At 64.4% G+C, this 14,426-nt stretch carries 13 protein-coding genes; 4 read left to right on the top strand and 9 right to left on the bottom strand.

What is annotated here, in order from left to right:
- The first annotated feature begins 43 nt into the window (after positions 1-43).
- Positions 44-1,711 (top strand): energy-dependent translational throttle protein EttA, encoded by a 1,668-nt coding sequence (gene ettA, locus JAB4_RS02040; protein ID WP_034752850.1) that lies wholly within the window; start codon positions 44-46, stop codon positions 1,709-1,711.
- Positions 1,712-1,783: 72 nt separating this feature from the next.
- Here the strand turns inward: ettA and JAB4_RS02035 are convergent, their stop codons facing one another.
- Positions 1,784-2,365 (bottom strand): porin family protein, encoded by a 582-nt coding sequence (locus JAB4_RS02035; RefSeq protein WP_070218982.1) that lies wholly within the window; start codon positions 2,363-2,365, stop codon positions 1,784-1,786.
- 225 nt (positions 2,366-2,590) lie between these two features.
- Between JAB4_RS02035 and JAB4_RS02030 the strand changes: the two genes are divergently transcribed.
- Positions 2,591-3,172: a molybdopterin-dependent oxidoreductase gene (locus tag JAB4_RS02030; protein WP_070218981.1), complete on the top strand. Its 582-nt coding sequence runs from the start codon at positions 2,591-2,593 to the stop codon at positions 3,170-3,172.
- A gap of 15 nt (positions 3,173-3,187) precedes the next feature.
- Here the strand turns inward: JAB4_RS02030 and JAB4_RS02025 are convergent, their stop codons facing one another.
- A complete protein-coding gene (locus JAB4_RS02025) occupies positions 3,188-3,550 on the bottom strand; it encodes a hypothetical protein (RefSeq protein WP_070218980.1) in 363 nt (120 codons plus the stop codon).
- Positions 3,551-3,775: 225 nt separating this feature from the next.
- On the opposite strand from JAB4_RS02025, the gene JAB4_RS02020 reads away from it, so the two are divergent.
- Positions 3,776-5,272, top strand: a complete 1,497-nt coding sequence (locus JAB4_RS02020) for a sensor domain-containing diguanylate cyclase (protein WP_227742079.1) — start codon at positions 3,776-3,778, stop codon at positions 5,270-5,272.
- On the opposite strand, the gene JAB4_RS02015 is transcribed toward JAB4_RS02020, so the two are convergent.
- Genes JAB4_RS02015 through JAB4_RS01985 form a run of 7 tightly spaced genes read right to left on the bottom strand, consistent with a single transcriptional unit; the run spans position 5,269 to position 12,234 of the window.
- Positions 5,269-6,096, bottom strand: a complete 828-nt coding sequence (locus JAB4_RS02015; RefSeq protein WP_070218978.1) for a Rossmann-like and DUF2520 domain-containing protein — start codon at positions 6,094-6,096, stop codon at positions 5,269-5,271. The two genes, JAB4_RS02020 and JAB4_RS02015, sit on opposite strands and share 4 nt — an antisense overlap.
- A 9-nt stretch (positions 6,097-6,105) precedes the next feature.
- Complete coding sequence (locus JAB4_RS02010; RefSeq protein WP_070218977.1) at positions 6,106-6,693, bottom strand: DUF924 family protein; 588 nt, start codon at positions 6,691-6,693, stop codon at positions 6,106-6,108.
- Between the two features lie 5 nt (positions 6,694-6,698).
- On the bottom strand, positions 6,699-7,439 hold the full coding sequence (locus JAB4_RS02005; RefSeq protein ID WP_070218976.1) for an MgtC/SapB family protein: 741 nt from the start codon (positions 7,437-7,439) through the stop codon (positions 6,699-6,701).
- Positions 7,440-7,694 (bottom strand): hypothetical protein, encoded by a 255-nt coding sequence (locus tag JAB4_RS02000; protein ID WP_046681889.1) that lies wholly within the window; start codon positions 7,692-7,694, stop codon positions 7,440-7,442.
- Positions 7,694-9,517 (bottom strand): aminopeptidase P family protein, encoded by a 1,824-nt coding sequence (locus JAB4_RS01995; RefSeq protein ID WP_070218975.1) that lies wholly within the window; start codon positions 9,515-9,517, stop codon positions 7,694-7,696. The genes JAB4_RS02000 and JAB4_RS01995 overlap by 1 nt, the downstream gene beginning before the upstream one ends.
- 46 nt (positions 9,518-9,563) lie before the next feature.
- Complete coding sequence (locus JAB4_RS01990; RefSeq protein WP_070218974.1) at positions 9,564-11,624, bottom strand: DUF4132 domain-containing protein; 2,061 nt, start codon at positions 11,622-11,624, stop codon at positions 9,564-9,566.
- The gene (locus JAB4_RS01985) at positions 11,611-12,234 is read right to left on the bottom strand and encodes a Crp/Fnr family transcriptional regulator (protein WP_227742159.1); all 624 of its coding nucleotides are present in this window, start codon (positions 12,232-12,234) and stop codon (positions 11,611-11,613) included. Before JAB4_RS01985 ends, JAB4_RS01990 begins: the two co-directional genes overlap by 14 nt.
- 255 nt (positions 12,235-12,489) lie before the next feature.
- Between JAB4_RS01985 and JAB4_RS01980 the strand changes: the two genes are divergently transcribed.
- Positions 12,490-14,421 (top strand): AMP-binding protein, encoded by a 1,932-nt coding sequence (locus JAB4_RS01980; RefSeq protein ID WP_070218972.1) that lies wholly within the window; start codon positions 12,490-12,492, stop codon positions 14,419-14,421.
- Positions 14,422-14,426 lie beyond the last annotated feature (5 nt).

Here is a 14,426-nt window from a genome sequence, read left to right as displayed (position 1 = left end):
TTACCGTATCCTGTCCGTCTTTGTATATCACCCGAGATTTCTAATGGCAAATTACGTCTACACCATGAATCGCGTGGGCAAAATCGTCCCGCCCAAGCGCCAGATTCTGAAAGATATTTCCCTCTCCTTCTTCCCAGGCGCGAAGATCGGCGTGCTGGGCCTGAACGGCTCCGGCAAATCGACCCTGCTGAAAATCATGGCAGGCATCGACACCGACATCCAGGGCGAAGCCGTGCCGATGCCGGGCCTGAACATCGGCTACCTGCCCCAGGAACCGCAGCTGGACCCGGCAAAAACCGTGCGCCAGGAAGTCGAGTCGGGCCTGGGCGAAGTGTTTGAAGCGCAAGCCAAGCTGGAAGCCGTGTACGCCGCATATGCCGAGGAAGACGCCGATTTCGACGCCCTGGCCACGGAACAGGCACGCCTGGAAGCGATCATCTCGACCTCCGACGGCGGCAATCTGAATCTGCAGCTGGAAATGGCCGCCGACGCGCTGCGCCTGCCGCCGTGGGACGCCACCATCGGCGTGCTGTCCGGCGGTGAAAAGCGCCGCGTGGCGCTGTGCAAGCTGCTGCTGTCGAAACCGGACATGCTGCTGCTCGACGAGCCGACCAACCATCTGGATGCGGAATCGGTCGACTGGCTGGAACAATTCCTGCTGCGCTTCCCCGGCACCGTGGTGGCCATCACCCATGACCGCTACTTCCTCGACAACGCGGCCGAGTGGATCCTGGAGCTGGACCGCGGCCACGGCATTCCATGGAAGGGCAACTACTCGACCTGGCTGGACCAGAAGCAAGCCCGCCTGAAGCAGGAAGAAGCGACGGAATCGGCGCGCCAGAAAGCGCTGCAGAAGGAATTGGAATGGTCGCGCCAGAACCCGAAAGCGCGCCAGGCCAAGTCGAAAGCCCGTCTGGCCCGCTTCAACGAGCTGTCCGAGCACGAATACCAGAAGCGCAACGAAACGCAGGAGATCTTCATTCCCGTGGCAGAGCGCCTGGGCAATGAAGTCATCGAGTTCAAGAACGTGTCGAAAGCGTTCGGCGACCGCTTGCTGATCGATAACCTGAGCTTTACCGTGCCGCCAGGCGCCATCGTCGGCATCATCGGCCCCAACGGCGCCGGTAAATCGACCCTGTTCAAGATGATCACCGGCAAGGAAACGCCTGACAGCGGCGAAGTGGCCATCGGCCAGACGGCGCGCGTGTCCATCGTCGACCAGAACCGCGATAGTCTCGCTGACAACAAATCCGTGTTCGAAGACGTCTCCGGCGGCGCCGACATGCTGACGGTCGGCCGCTTCGAAATGCCGTCGCGCGCCTACCTGGGCCGCTTCAACTTCAAGGGCTCGGACCAGCAAAAGCAAGTGGGCAACCTGTCCGGCGGTGAACGTGGCCGTCTGCACCTGGCGAAAACCCTGCTGATGGGCGGCAACGTCCTGCTGCTCGATGAACCGTCGAACGATCTGGACGTGGAAACCTTGCGCGCACTGGAAGACGCCCTGCTGGAATTTGCCGGCAGCGTCATGGTCATTTCCCATGATCGCTGGTTCCTCGACCGTATCGCCACGCACATCCTGGCGTTCGAAGGCAATTCGCAGGTCACCTTCTTTGACGGCAACTATCAGGAATACGAAGCCGACAAGAAGAAACGCCTGGGCGAAGAAGGCGCGAAACCGAAGCGTATCCGCTACAAGCCATTGACGACGTAATTTACCTCTGACAATGCAAAAAGGCAGTTACCTCGCGGTAACTGCCTTTTTTTTCAGCACATTTCTAAGCGATTAGAAATTGTAGCGTGCGCCTAAAGCCAAGCCTGTCGCCTTGCGGCCCTGGTCGGCGCTCTTGCCGAAGTGTTCCACTTCCGCCGTCAGCGAGACTTTCTCGTTGATCGCGTACTGGGCACCGACGGAAGCGTACACGCCCGTCTTGTCATTGCCGCTGATGCCGGTCGACAGGCCCGTGCCGCTCAAGCTGTTCTTGACCTTGGCCACGCCGAGCTTGCCGAACACGCCGACTTTGTCGCTCACGGGCATGGTGGCCTTGCCGGCCAGGTAGTAACCGTGCGAATCGCTTTTCACGGAACCGTTGCCGGCGCCGGTGACATAGCTGTAATCCTTGCTGCCGAAATCGGCGTAGCCGCCCTCGACCGCCCAGGTTTTATCGAAATCGTAACCGGCGAAGATCTTGGCGCCGGCCTTGTAGCCGCTGTGATTATCGGCGCTGGTGGCGCCAGGAATATCGAAGTTGTAGCGGTTGCCCGTGACACCGGCGCCCACATAGGCGCCTTCGGCGTGCGCGGCGCTCATGCCGGTCAGTGCAGTAACGGAAGCGATCATTGCAAACAGGATTTTCTTCTTCATCATGTTCTCTCTCTTAATTAGTGAATGGTGCCTGGATTCGCAGTTCAGCGAAGTGCGATGAGTACACAATAACAGCCGAAAAAAGCTACGTCTTTCTCCATTGCGTAAGAACTGTGACAAGATGTAAGCGGAGATTGCAAACTGACAATAACCGTAAAATGCGCACCGTTGAACGAACTTAAGCTAGACTTAAGAACATTAGCGATTTCCAGTCCGAAGGAGCAGTGCATGCACAAACGCCAGTTTCTCGCCGCCGCCATGGCGGCGGCCACCCTGCCGGCCATCGGCCGGGCGGCGCCCGCCGGCCTGCGGGGCCCTGCCCTGCTGACCGTCACGGGCAGCGTCGACAAGCCGAATCGGGGCCCGTTCGACGCCGTGCGCGACCAGATGATGCACAAGCAGAAAATCAGTTTTGAGCGGGCGCGGGCATTCGACTTTGCGGCGCTGACGAACTTGCCGGCACACACGATTCGCCCCACCCTGGAATACGACGGCAAGGCGCATGCGCTGCGCGGTCCGCTGCTGGTCGATGTCTTGAAGGCGGCGGGCGCCCCCGAGGAAGGCGAGGTCCGCCTGCTGCTGCGCGCCGTGGATGGCTATGCGGCGGCGCTGACCATGGCGCAGGCGCGCGCACAGCGTTTTATTGTCGCCACCCACCTCGATGGGCAGCCGATGGCGCTGGGCGGCCTGGGGCCGCTATGGGCGATCCACGACGCGGACCGCATCGCGGCCGTGGCGGCCCTGCCCCTGGCCGAGCGCTTCGCCAGCTGCCCGTGGGCGCTGTATCACATCGGCGTGGAGGCGGGTTGAAGCGGTTGAGATAAATTACGCGTAGGCTTCGGCCATCGACATGACACGTGGCGCGATGGTAATGCCGTGCTCTTCGAACAGGGCAGTGATGGCCGCCAGGTTGTGCGTGCACTCCTCGGTTTTCCAGCCCTTGAAGATATCCGTGCCATCCTTCTGGAAATGCAGGTCCAGCACCTTGCCCGAATCCTTGTGCAGGTAGGGCGAACTATAGGTGTTCTCGAAACCGAGCGCCTTCAATTGCTCCAGCAAGGCCAGCGGCGGATGGTCGGGATCGGTGGCAAGAAAAATGCCGAAGGTCTTGCCTGGCGGCTTGGCGGCGATGTCGACCTCGTAGATGCCGGGGGCCTTGCTAACGGACGTACTCTTTAAAAATAACATGCAACACTCCCTGCGCGGAATGTCCCGCGCCTGAAACGGGCGGCAAGACAGGGGGCGATGCGCAATGATTCCCCTCATCAAATCTTATTGCTAATTTGCATCTTTGTCGACAAATCGGCACTTTTATTTGGTAAGTCGTGGTTATCTTGTCGCGTTCGCCAGCATAAATTGTCAATAAAACCAGTTATCATTGCGCCAATATCCGCCCTGCTGCATACTTTTAGCTTGCCTCACCATGGCCTTCCCGCCTGCCACTACCTCGTCTCCATGCGTCTTCTGTCGATCAAATACCGCCTGCTCATCCTCCTGACCCTGATCCTGGGGGCGGGCTTCATGGCCACCAGCCTGGCCAGCTACCTGGCTTCGCGCCAGGCCATCGAGCACGGCATCGCAGACCAGACCCTGCCGCTGACGGGCGACAATATTTACTCGGAAATCCAGAAGGACATGCTGCGCCCCGTCTTCATCTCCTCGCTGATGGCGCACGACACCTTCGTGCGCGACTGGATACTGGCCGGCGAAAACAAGCCGGAACAGATCGTGCGCTACCTGGCCGAAGTCAAGAAAAAGTACGGCGCCATCACCAGCTTTCTCGTCTCGGACAAGAGCAGCAAATATTATTACGCGGAAGGCACCTTGAAATCCGTCAGTCCGCAGGCGACGCGCGACATCTGGTACTACCGCGTGCGCGCCATGGACAAGACCGACTATGAAACGAATGTCGACGTGGACATGGCCAACCGCGACAGCATGACCATCTTCATCAACCACCGCGTGGTCGACTACGATGGCCAGTTCATCGGCGCCACCGGCATCGGCCTGACCCTGGCCACCATGAGCCACATCATCGACCGCTACCAGGCGCGCTTCCACCGCAACATCTATTTTGTCGATGCCGCCGGCTCCCTGGTGCTGGCAGGCAAGAGCGTGCGCAACGGGCACGGCAACATCCGCAGCCTGCCCGGCGTGAACGCCATTGCCGAGCAGATCATCAACCACCGCAGCGAGCCGACGCATCTGTCGTACCAGCTGGGCCGCGCGCAAATCCTCGTCAACTCGCGTTTCATTCCCGAACTGGGCTGGTACCTGGTGGTCGAGCAAAACGTCAGCGACGAAGTCCAGTCGCTGCAGCGCGTGTTCATCTTCAACCTGGCCATCAGCTTTGGCGTCACCCTGCTGGTACTGCTGCTGACCCTGCTGACGGTGAACCGCTACCAGCGCCGCATCGAGCGCATCGCCTCGACGGATGCGCTGACCGGGCTATTGAACCGCCAGTCGCTGGAATTGCTGTTCCAGCGCGCGATGTTATTGTCCAAACGCAATGAGCAGCCGATGTCGGCCATCCTCTTCGACATCGATTTCTTCAAGCGCGTCAACGATACCCACGGCCACCTGTGGGGCGACAAGGTCATCCGTGGCGTGGCGGACGTGGCGCGCGCCACCGTGCGCGAAAGCGACGTCATCACGCGCTGGGGCGGCGAGGAATACCTGGTGCTGCTGAATGACTGCTGCCTGGCCAAAGCGGCGGAAGTGGCGGAAAACCTGCGCGCGGCCATCGAGCGGCACGATTTCGGCCTGCCCGAACCGCGCGTCCCCGTGACGATCAGCCTGGGCGTGACCGAGTACCGGCCGGAGGAAAGCGAATCGGCCTTCTTTTCGCGCGCCGACAGCGCCTTGTACCAGGCCAAGGAGCAGGGCCGCAACCGCCTGCACACCGCTTAAAGCGCAGACTTGCGCCGGGCCAGGTCCTGCGTGGGCGCCACCAGCGCCCGGTACAACTCGCCCGTGGCCGCATCCCAGCTTTGCACAGCCAGCTGCTGGCGTTGCACGGTGGCCGAATCGCCGCGCGCGATGGGGCCGGACAGCGCGGGCGCGGCCCCCAGGCGAAACACGTTCGCCACCGCTTCCGTCACCAGCGGCTGCGCCAGTTCGCGCGCCACCGGTTCGGGAATGCCGGCCGCCTGGTAGGCGCGCAAGGCCGCGTCGAGCACCGTCACCAGGTAATTGCTGGCGAAGACGGCAGCGGCGTGATACAGGGTCTTGGCGGCCGGATCGATGGGCACGGGGCGCGCGCCAATGGCGATCAAGGCCGGCGTGAGGAAAACCAGCGCCAGCGGGTCGCCTTCGACGCCGCAAAACGTGCCGTCGAAGGTGGCGGCCACCTGCTGCGGGTCAGCAAAGCTGCGGATCGGGTGGGCGCTGGCGACAAAGGCACCGGCCTGCGTGGCCGCCAGCAGCACGTTCGAGGCCAGCGCGCCGCTGCAGTGAAACACGATGGCGCCCGCCTGGCGCCCCTCGGCCACCAGCGCCGCGCAGGCCGGGCCGATCTGGTCGTCCGACACGGCCAGCATGGTGACGTCGGCGTGGCGCAAGGCCGTATAGCTGTCGACGGGGGTGCCGGCGCCGATAAAGTCCACGGCCGTCTGCGCCGACGCCATCGAGCGCGTCAGCACATCCTGCACCGCGATCCCGTCCACGCCGGCGAACAGACGGCCCAGCACCTTGCCCACGTGGCCGGCGCCGATGATATTCAATGTCACGTTCATGATGATTGTCTAAAAGCTCGATCCCGGCTGGCGCAAAAATTCCACTTCTTCCAGGGTCGAGGGGCGACCGAGGATGGCGTTGCGGTGCGGGAAGCGGCCGAAGCGGGCGATCACTTCCTGGTGGCGCTCGGCGTAGTCGAGCATGCTGTCAAAACCGGGCTGCGCCTGCGACAAGCGCTGGAACAGCTCGACGGCGCGCGCCTGCATGGCCAGGTCTTCCGCGTGTTCGAACGGTAAATACACGAAGGCGCGCAGCATCGGCGGCAGTTGCTGGTCCAGCCCCTGCTGCGTCATGGCGACGGCCAGCGCCAGCGCCCAGGCGTCGCCGGCAAAGGCGCGCGGCGTGCCGCGGTACACATTGCGCGTGAACTGATCGAGCACGATGAGGCGCGCCAGCGCGCCGTGCGGCGTCGCATCCCATTCACCCAAGCCGCCGGCTATGGCGGCATCGATCAGCGCGCCGAAACGCGCGCGTATCAGCACATCGAAACCGTCATCCTTGCGGAACCATTCCATGCGCGCCTGGCCGTGGCCGGGGTGATCCGGCGGCAGGAACCAGAAATCGAGTACTTTTTGAGCCTGGGGGTCCATGTCCATCCTTTTCAGTTGCGTGCATGCGACAGCTGGAAGCCGGCGATGCCGTCGAAGGCGGCCAGTTCGGCCGACATGGCCGACAGGCTGGCGCCCGTGTTCTTGCCATGCGCGATGGCGACAAAGCGCCATTCCTGCATGCCGTCCGTGCTGCCGATGGTCAGCGAGCCGCCGGCGATGTCGTAGCCGCGCTTGGCGGCCATGCGCCGCAGCGCATCCTCGCGCGGAATGAAGCCTTGCTTGAAGCGCATGGTGATGGCCACCGCATGGCGCGACGGCAGCCAGTTCTCCAATTTTGACAGAAAAATCATCGCCATCGCGCACAAAAAGGCCAGGCCCATGGCCGATAGATAAAAGCCGATGCCGACCATGATGCCGATCACGGACGAAGCCCAGATCGAGGCGGCCGTCGTCAGGCCGCTGATATTGAAGCCCTCGCGCATGATGACGCCGGCGCCCAGAAAACCCACGCCCGTGACGATGCCCTGGATGACGCGCGTGGGATCGCTGCCGACGACGGCGCCATGGCCGCCGTACCAGAACTCGGGATAGCCGCCCAGCACGGTCAGCGCGGCCGAGGCCATGCACACGAGGCTGTAGGTGCGCATGCCGGCCGCGCGCCCGTGATACGAACGCTCATACCCCACCAGCAAGCCCAGCAGCAGCGCGCCCAGCAGGTTCAGCAGGATCACGCCATTCGTCGCCAGCTCGGCCGGCGACCAGTAGGCGCGCAGGAAGTCGATGGTCGGCATTTAATCCTGGGGTTTTTTGGTCAGCTGCTTTTCAAACGCCACGTCGAGCTTGCTGACGCGGCGCGCCTTTTGCGGTCCCAGGCCATTGACGAAGGCGACAAAGGCGTCGAGTTCCAGCGGCGGGCACAGGGGCGGCAAGCCGGGGCCTTCCGTGAGGAAGAACAGTTCATCGCCCGTGCGCGCCATCGTGTAGAGGCGGTTGCCGGTGCGTTCCTTGAGCCGCTCGATGGCGGACGTGGCGCGGGTCGAGCGCATCAGATGGCTCCCGTGCGCTGTTCCAGCCACGCCAGCGCAGGCGCATCGGCCGGCGCCGCCAGGTGCGGCGCCAGGCGCGCGCGCACGGTGGCGTGATAGTCGTTGAGCCAGGCCGCCTCGTCGTCGCGCAACAGCGAGCGTTCCACGCAGCGCGTATCGATCGGGCACAGGGTCAATGTCTCGAAGCGCAGGAATTCGCCGAAGGGCGTCGTCCCTGCGGGAATGTTGAGCACCAGGTTCTCGATGCGGATGCCCCACTGGCCGGGACGGTAGATCCCCGGCTCGATGGAGGTGATCATGCCCGGTTCCATCGCCGTCTGCGGCTCCGGCATGGCGGACTGGGAAATCGATTGCGGCCCTTCGTGCACGTTCAGGAAGAAACCCACGCCATGGCCCGTGCCGTGGCCAAAGTCGATGCCTTCGGCCCACAGGGGCGCGCGGGCAATCGAGTCGAGCATGGGCGACTTCACGCCGCGCGGAAACTGCGCGCGCGACAGGGCGATCATGCTGCGCAAGACGAGGGTGAAATCGCGCCGGTGTTCTGCCGTGATCGTGCCGACGGGGACCACGCGCGTGATGTCCGTGGTACCGCCCCAATACTGGCCGCCCGAGTCGATCAGCAGCAGGCCGTCGCCTTCGATGGTGGCCTCGCTGCCCGCATGGGCGTGGTAATGCATGATGGCGCCATGCGCATTGAAGCCGGCGATGGTGCCGAAACTGGGGCTGACAAAACCGGCGCGGCGGGCGCGGGCGGCCGTCAGGTGTTCGTCGACACCGATTTCCGTCAACGGCGCGCGTTGCGGGTCGGCCAGGGTGGCGTCCAACCAGCTGAAAAATTCGCACAGGGCGGCGCCGTCCTGCTCCATGGCGGCGCGCACGTGCGCCGCTTCAGCGTCCGTCTTGCGCGACTTGGCCAGGGTGGTCGGGTTGATCGACTCGACCACGCGCACGCCGTCGGCCACGGCCTGGCGCGTGCCGAACGTGATGCGGCGCGGATCGAGCAGCAGGGTGGCGCCGGCCGGCAGGGCGGCCAGCGCGGCGGCCGCGCGGTCATACGCGGCCACGTCCACGCCTTCGCTCTCCAGCGTGGCGCGCAGGGCGGCGGGCAGCTTGCCGTCGGCGACGAACAGGGTGGCGCGCTCGGGGCCCACCAGCGCATGGGCGAGGAAGACGGGGTTGTAGTTGACGTCGGCGCCGCGCAGGTTGAACAAATACGCGATATCGTCGAGGGTGGAAATGACGTGGTGGCTGGCGCCGTGCGCCGCCATGCCGGCACGCAGGGCTGCCAGTTTTTCCATGCGCGACAGCGTTGGATACGCGGCCGCATGCTCGTACACCGGCGCGGCGGGCATGGCCGGGCGCTGCGGCCACACGGCTTGCAGCACATCGGTATCCGTGCGCAGAGTCACTTGCGCGCCCAGCGCCTGCTGCAGCAGGCGCGCATTGGCCAGGCCCAGCACGGCGCCGTCGACGGCCACCGTCTGCCCCGGCCGCATGGTCTCGCCCAGCCAGTCGATATACAGCACGCTGGCGCCGGACGGGATTTTCTTCAGGACGATGCCGCTGCCGGCCAGTTCGTCTTCCGCCTGCTCCCAGTAGCGGCCATCGGTCCACACGCCGGCGAAATCCTGCGTCACGACCAAGGTGCCGACGGAACCCGTAAAACCCGACAGCCACTCGCGGCCCTGCCAGCGGGCCGGCAGGTACTCGGACAAATGCGGGTCGGCCGACGGCACGATCAGGGCATCGATGTGCTGCGCGCGCATGGCGCCGCGCAGCTGCGACAAACGGGAGGCGGGAGTGGATTGGTCTGGTGTCTGCATGGGAGCGAAAATGGAGCGGTGCTGGGAAGCGTCTATGATACCGCGATTAGCAGCCGGGCTGCACTCGCTGCAACGCCAGCAGCGCCCCGGCGGCGGCGGCGATTTTTTCCAGCAGCGCCTCGTCGTAGGGCAGCCACGGCACGGCGCCCAGCTTGTTCCCCTGCGCTACCGCCTCGATCACCGCCTCGGCGCCATCCTTCGTGACCCTGCCGGTGGTCAGGTGGATCGCATGCCGGCCCACCATCAGGTGGCGCGCTTCGAGCGTCATCCGGCCCTCCTCGATCTGGTCCGCGAATACCTGTTCCAGCACGGCGCGCCGCATGCCCGCCATCGGCCCCGGTGCCAGGTTGGCCAGGTAAAACAGGCGCTGTTCGCGCTCCACGCTTTGCTCTTCCTCCACCAGCGCCAAGGCGCTGGCGCTGACCAGCAGGTCCACCGCGCGGCACGCTTCCGAATACGCCACCGGCGCCATCGGCATCATCTGCGCGGGCGCCAGCCCGTTTGACGTGCAGGCACCGCCCGCCCCCGGATACACGCGTCCCTCGATGCGCAGCGACACGCGCCAGGCACCGAACTGGCGCGACAGGCCTTCATCGTGGTCCAGGCGCCAGCCTTCGCGGCGCGCCAGTCCCAGCAAGGTGGGCAGCGACAGCTGGTAGCCGGAAAATGGGACGCCGCCGTCGCCGGGCGGTGCATATATTTCGCGATAAACCTGGCGCAGCGGCTGGCGCAGGCGCCGCCGCGCGAGCAGCGCTTGCCAGGCGGCGCGCTCTTCCCCGCTGCCATGCAAGGGGTGCCACAGGCCGATCTCGCCTTGCTCCGGCACATCCACCGGCTGCCCCTGCGCATCGATGGCGCCCTTCCCGTCGAGCATGAAGGCCAGCCCATCGCCCGTGCGCCAGACCAGCGCGCGCGCCACCGCGTCGATATCGGCATCGTCGCGCAGGCCACGCCATTGGTCCAGGCCAAACCACACCTCGCTGGCGTAGCCCGCTTCCAGGCGGCGCGCCAGCATGGTCTGACGCCGCTTGCCCATGGGACCCGGCATGCCGATCCTCCAGGCGATATCGGGCCGTTCGGCCAGCGCCCGTTCGGCCGGTTTCAGATTGCGTTCCAGTTTCTTGCGGATGCCCGCATGGCGCACCTGGGCCAGCGCCGCGCGCAGGGCTTGCAGGCTTTCGGGCGTGGGAATGGTTTCCACCGCATGGCCCAGCGCCATCGCCAACGACTGCGACGGCGCGCTCTTGGCCGCGCCGGGCGCCACGCATGCCAACGGCAGCAGGACGGTGATCACGGGCCTGAACCAGGCATCGTCGCGATAGGACGCCACCCGCGCGGCGCGCGCCAGCACCGGAGAATCTGCCGTGGCAAAGGCGGCATCGGCAGCATACGGCACGCTGCCGTCATGGATGGCGGCGATATGGCGCGCCGCCTGCTCCAGTATCGTGCGCGCAAAATCGACATACACCGCATCGTCGGCCAGCACGTCGGCGGGATCGGCCTCGCCGATGCTGTCGCGGTTCCAGTGGCCGCTGTAGCGCGAGCCGGCCAGCGCCAGCAGCGACGTTTTCGCCAGCTGCGGCAGCACGGTGAGTTCCTGCAAGGTCAAGGGCATCGGGTAGCGCGCATGACGCTCATCCATCATCTGCCCGAACCGGGTTAGGGCGTCGCCGCCTGCCAGCTGCGCCAGCAGCCAGGCGGCAAAATGCTGTTCGCCCCAGTGCTTCGGTTCATCGAGGATGCGCAGCGCCAGCTGCGCGCTGCCTTCCGGTGGCGCGCCGCGCAGGCAAGCCAGGCAGCCGATTGCGTAGTCCCAGTCGTGCACGCGGGCCGCGTCCAGCGCGTCGAGGAACATCTCGCCTGCCAGCGCCGGTGCCAGGTTCATGCTGCTCGCTTGCGCCAATAGCGCCAGCGCCAGTTCGCGCCGAGCATAATCGTCATGGCCGAAGCCCGCCGCGCGGTGCAGCGCACCCCAGACGGCGCCCAGTTCTTCGGGGATCCAGTCGCTGAAATCGACCGGTGGCCCCGTGAAACGCGCATGCTCGACAAAGCCGCCATCGAGGCGCGCGCGCAGCGCCGCGGCGCGAATGGAATCACTCGCCATCATCGGCCTCGTAGCGGCGCAAGCCTTCCAGGTCCAGCACGCGGATACCGCCGTAATCGAGACGCAATAAACCCTTTTTTTCCAGTACCTGCAAGGCCTGGTTGGCGCGCTGGCGCGAGGAGCCTGACAACAGGCCGATTTCTTCCTGCGACAGCTGCACCAGGGTTTCCACGCCCGGGTATAAATGCGAGTTGAACATCGACGCCAGGCAGCGCGCCACGCGCGTGTTCAGGTCCAGCAGGCGCTCGTTTTCCACCATGCCGATGAACTGGCCCAGGCGCTCGTTGAGCTGCATCAGCAGAAAGCGCGTGAATGGCAAGCTCGTTTCCAGCAGCCAGTGGAAGGTGGCGCCGGGCAGCCGCGCCACGCGCGTGTCGCGCAGGGCCATGGTGTCGTATTTGCGGATCTCGTTCTTCAGCAGCGAGCCTTCGCCGAACCAGCTGCCGGGCGGCACGCCGATGAAGGTCATGGCCTTGCCGGAAGCGGAAAAATTATTCATCTTGACCATGCCGCTGATAACGCCGATCCAGTTGTCCACCGGTTCGCCCTTGCGGCAGACAAAACCGCCTTTCGGCACGAAAGTCTCGAACACATCCGCCTCGACCCGGGCCATTTGCACGGGGTCGAGCAGCTGCGCCCAGTTGGCCGCGCGAACGGCATCCTTGAGGCTGATATCAGGGTTGGTCATTGTGCGATGCACCATCGAAAAGTGGATAAATGTCCCCGAAAAGACAACTCGGCAAACTAACGCAAGCTACTATCATTGCACAAACGCCTTACACATAAAAAACACAGAGCGCCATCCAACGAGGTGGAGCCTGAGACAAGCAACAGGGAGACACTGGTGCAAACGCATACCACAGCAACAATGCCGACTTTTCCGCGGCGCTTATTGCAACACGGGACAGTACGATCCGACAAGCCCGCCTTTCGCGAAAAACACCTGGGCATCTGGCAGACCTGGACCTGGGCCGAGGTCAACGAGGAGGTGCGCGCGCTGGCCTGCGGCCTGGCCGCCATCGGCTTCCAGCGCGGCATGAACCTGGCCATCATCGGCGACAACCGTCCCCGCCTGTACTGGGCCATGCTGGCCGCGCAAAGCCTGGGCGGCGTGCCCGTGCCGCTGTACCAGGACGCGCCGGCCGCCGACATGGCCTATGTGCTGCAGGATGCGGAAATCCGCTACGCCATCGTCGAAGACCAGGAACAGGTCGACAAGCTGCTCGAACTCAAGGCCCTGTATCCGCACGTCGCCCACATCGCCTATGACGATGAACGGGGCATGCGCCATTACCGCCAGCCGGAGCTGACGTCCTTTGCCGCCCTGCAGGTGCTCGGCCGCGCCTACGACCGCGAACACCCGGGCTTTTTCGACGCCGCCGTGGCAGCGGGCCAGGGCAGCGACTCGGCCGTGATCCTCTACACCTCGGGTACCACGGGCAAGCCGAAGGGCGTGTGCCAGAGCCATACGGCGCTGCTGGCAGCCGGCGAAGGCGGCGTCGCCTTCGACCAGCTCACCGACAATGAAGACATCCTGTCCTACCTGCCCATGGCGTGGGTGGGCGACTGCCTGTTCTCGCTGGCGCAGGCCATGGTGGCCGGCTTTACCGTCAACTGCCCCGAATCGGGCGACACGGTGATGATCGACATGCGCGAAATCGGCCCCACCTGCTACTTTGCGCCGCCGCGCGTGTTCGAGAACATGCTCACCAGCGTGATGATACGCATGGAAGACGCGAGCAGCATCAAGCGCCGCATGTTCAGCCATTTCATGGACGTGGCCAAGCGCTGCGGCGCGCAGATCTTGGACGGTAAACCAGTCTCGCTGACGGACCGTCTCAGCTACAAGCTGGGCGAGCTGCTCGTCTACGGCCCCCTGAAAAACGTGCTGGGACTGTCGCGCGTGCGCGTCGCCTACACGGCCGGCGCCGCCATCGGCCCCGACCTGTTCCGCTTCTACCGCTCGATCGGCGTCAACCTCAAGCAGCTGTACGGCTCCACCGAAACCTGCGCCTATGTGTGTTTGCAACCGGACGGCAATATCAAGTTCGACAGCGTGGGCTTGCCGGCGCCAGGCGTGGAAGTCAAGCTGGCGGCCAATGGCGAAGTGCTGGTCAAGTCGCCCGCCACCATGAGCGGCTACTTCAAGCGTCCCGACGCCACCGCCGAAGTAATCGACAACGACGGCTACTTCCACACGGGCGACGCGGGTGTGTTCGACAGCGAAGGCCATTTGAAAATCATCGACCGCGCGGCCGACGTGGGCAAGATGAATTGCGGCGCCATGTTCGCCCCCAACTACATCGAAAACAAGCTCAAATTCTTCCCTTTCATCAAGGAAGTGGTGGCCTTCGGCCATGCGCGCGACCAGGTGTGCGCCTTCATCAACATCGACATCGAAGCGGTGGGCAACTGGTCCGAGCGGCGCGGCATCGCCTACTCCGGCTACACGGACCTGGCGGCGCGCGCAGAAACCTATGGCCTGATCCGCGACTGCATCGAGCAGGTCAACGCGGAACTGGCGGCCGACCCCCTGATGGACCGCACGCAGGTGCACCGCTTCCTCGTGCTGCACAAGGAACTCGACCCGGATGACGACGAACTGACCCGCACGCGCAAGGTGCGCCGCAAATTCATCGCCGAAAAATACGCGGTGCTGATCTCCGCCCTGTACGAGGGCAAGGCAACGCAATACATCGAGACCCAGGTGAAATTCGAGGATGGCCGCCTTGGCTCGACCAGCGCCAACCTGCAGATCTGGGACAGCAAAACGTACCGGCCCCAGGGCCTGGCCGCATGATGGAG

This window comes from Janthinobacterium sp. HH102 (genome assembly GCF_001758625.2).
In the GTDB taxonomy this organism is placed as follows: Bacteria; Pseudomonadota; Gammaproteobacteria; order Burkholderiales; family Burkholderiaceae_D; genus Janthinobacterium.
This window is presented reverse-complemented; position numbering and strand designations above follow the sequence as displayed.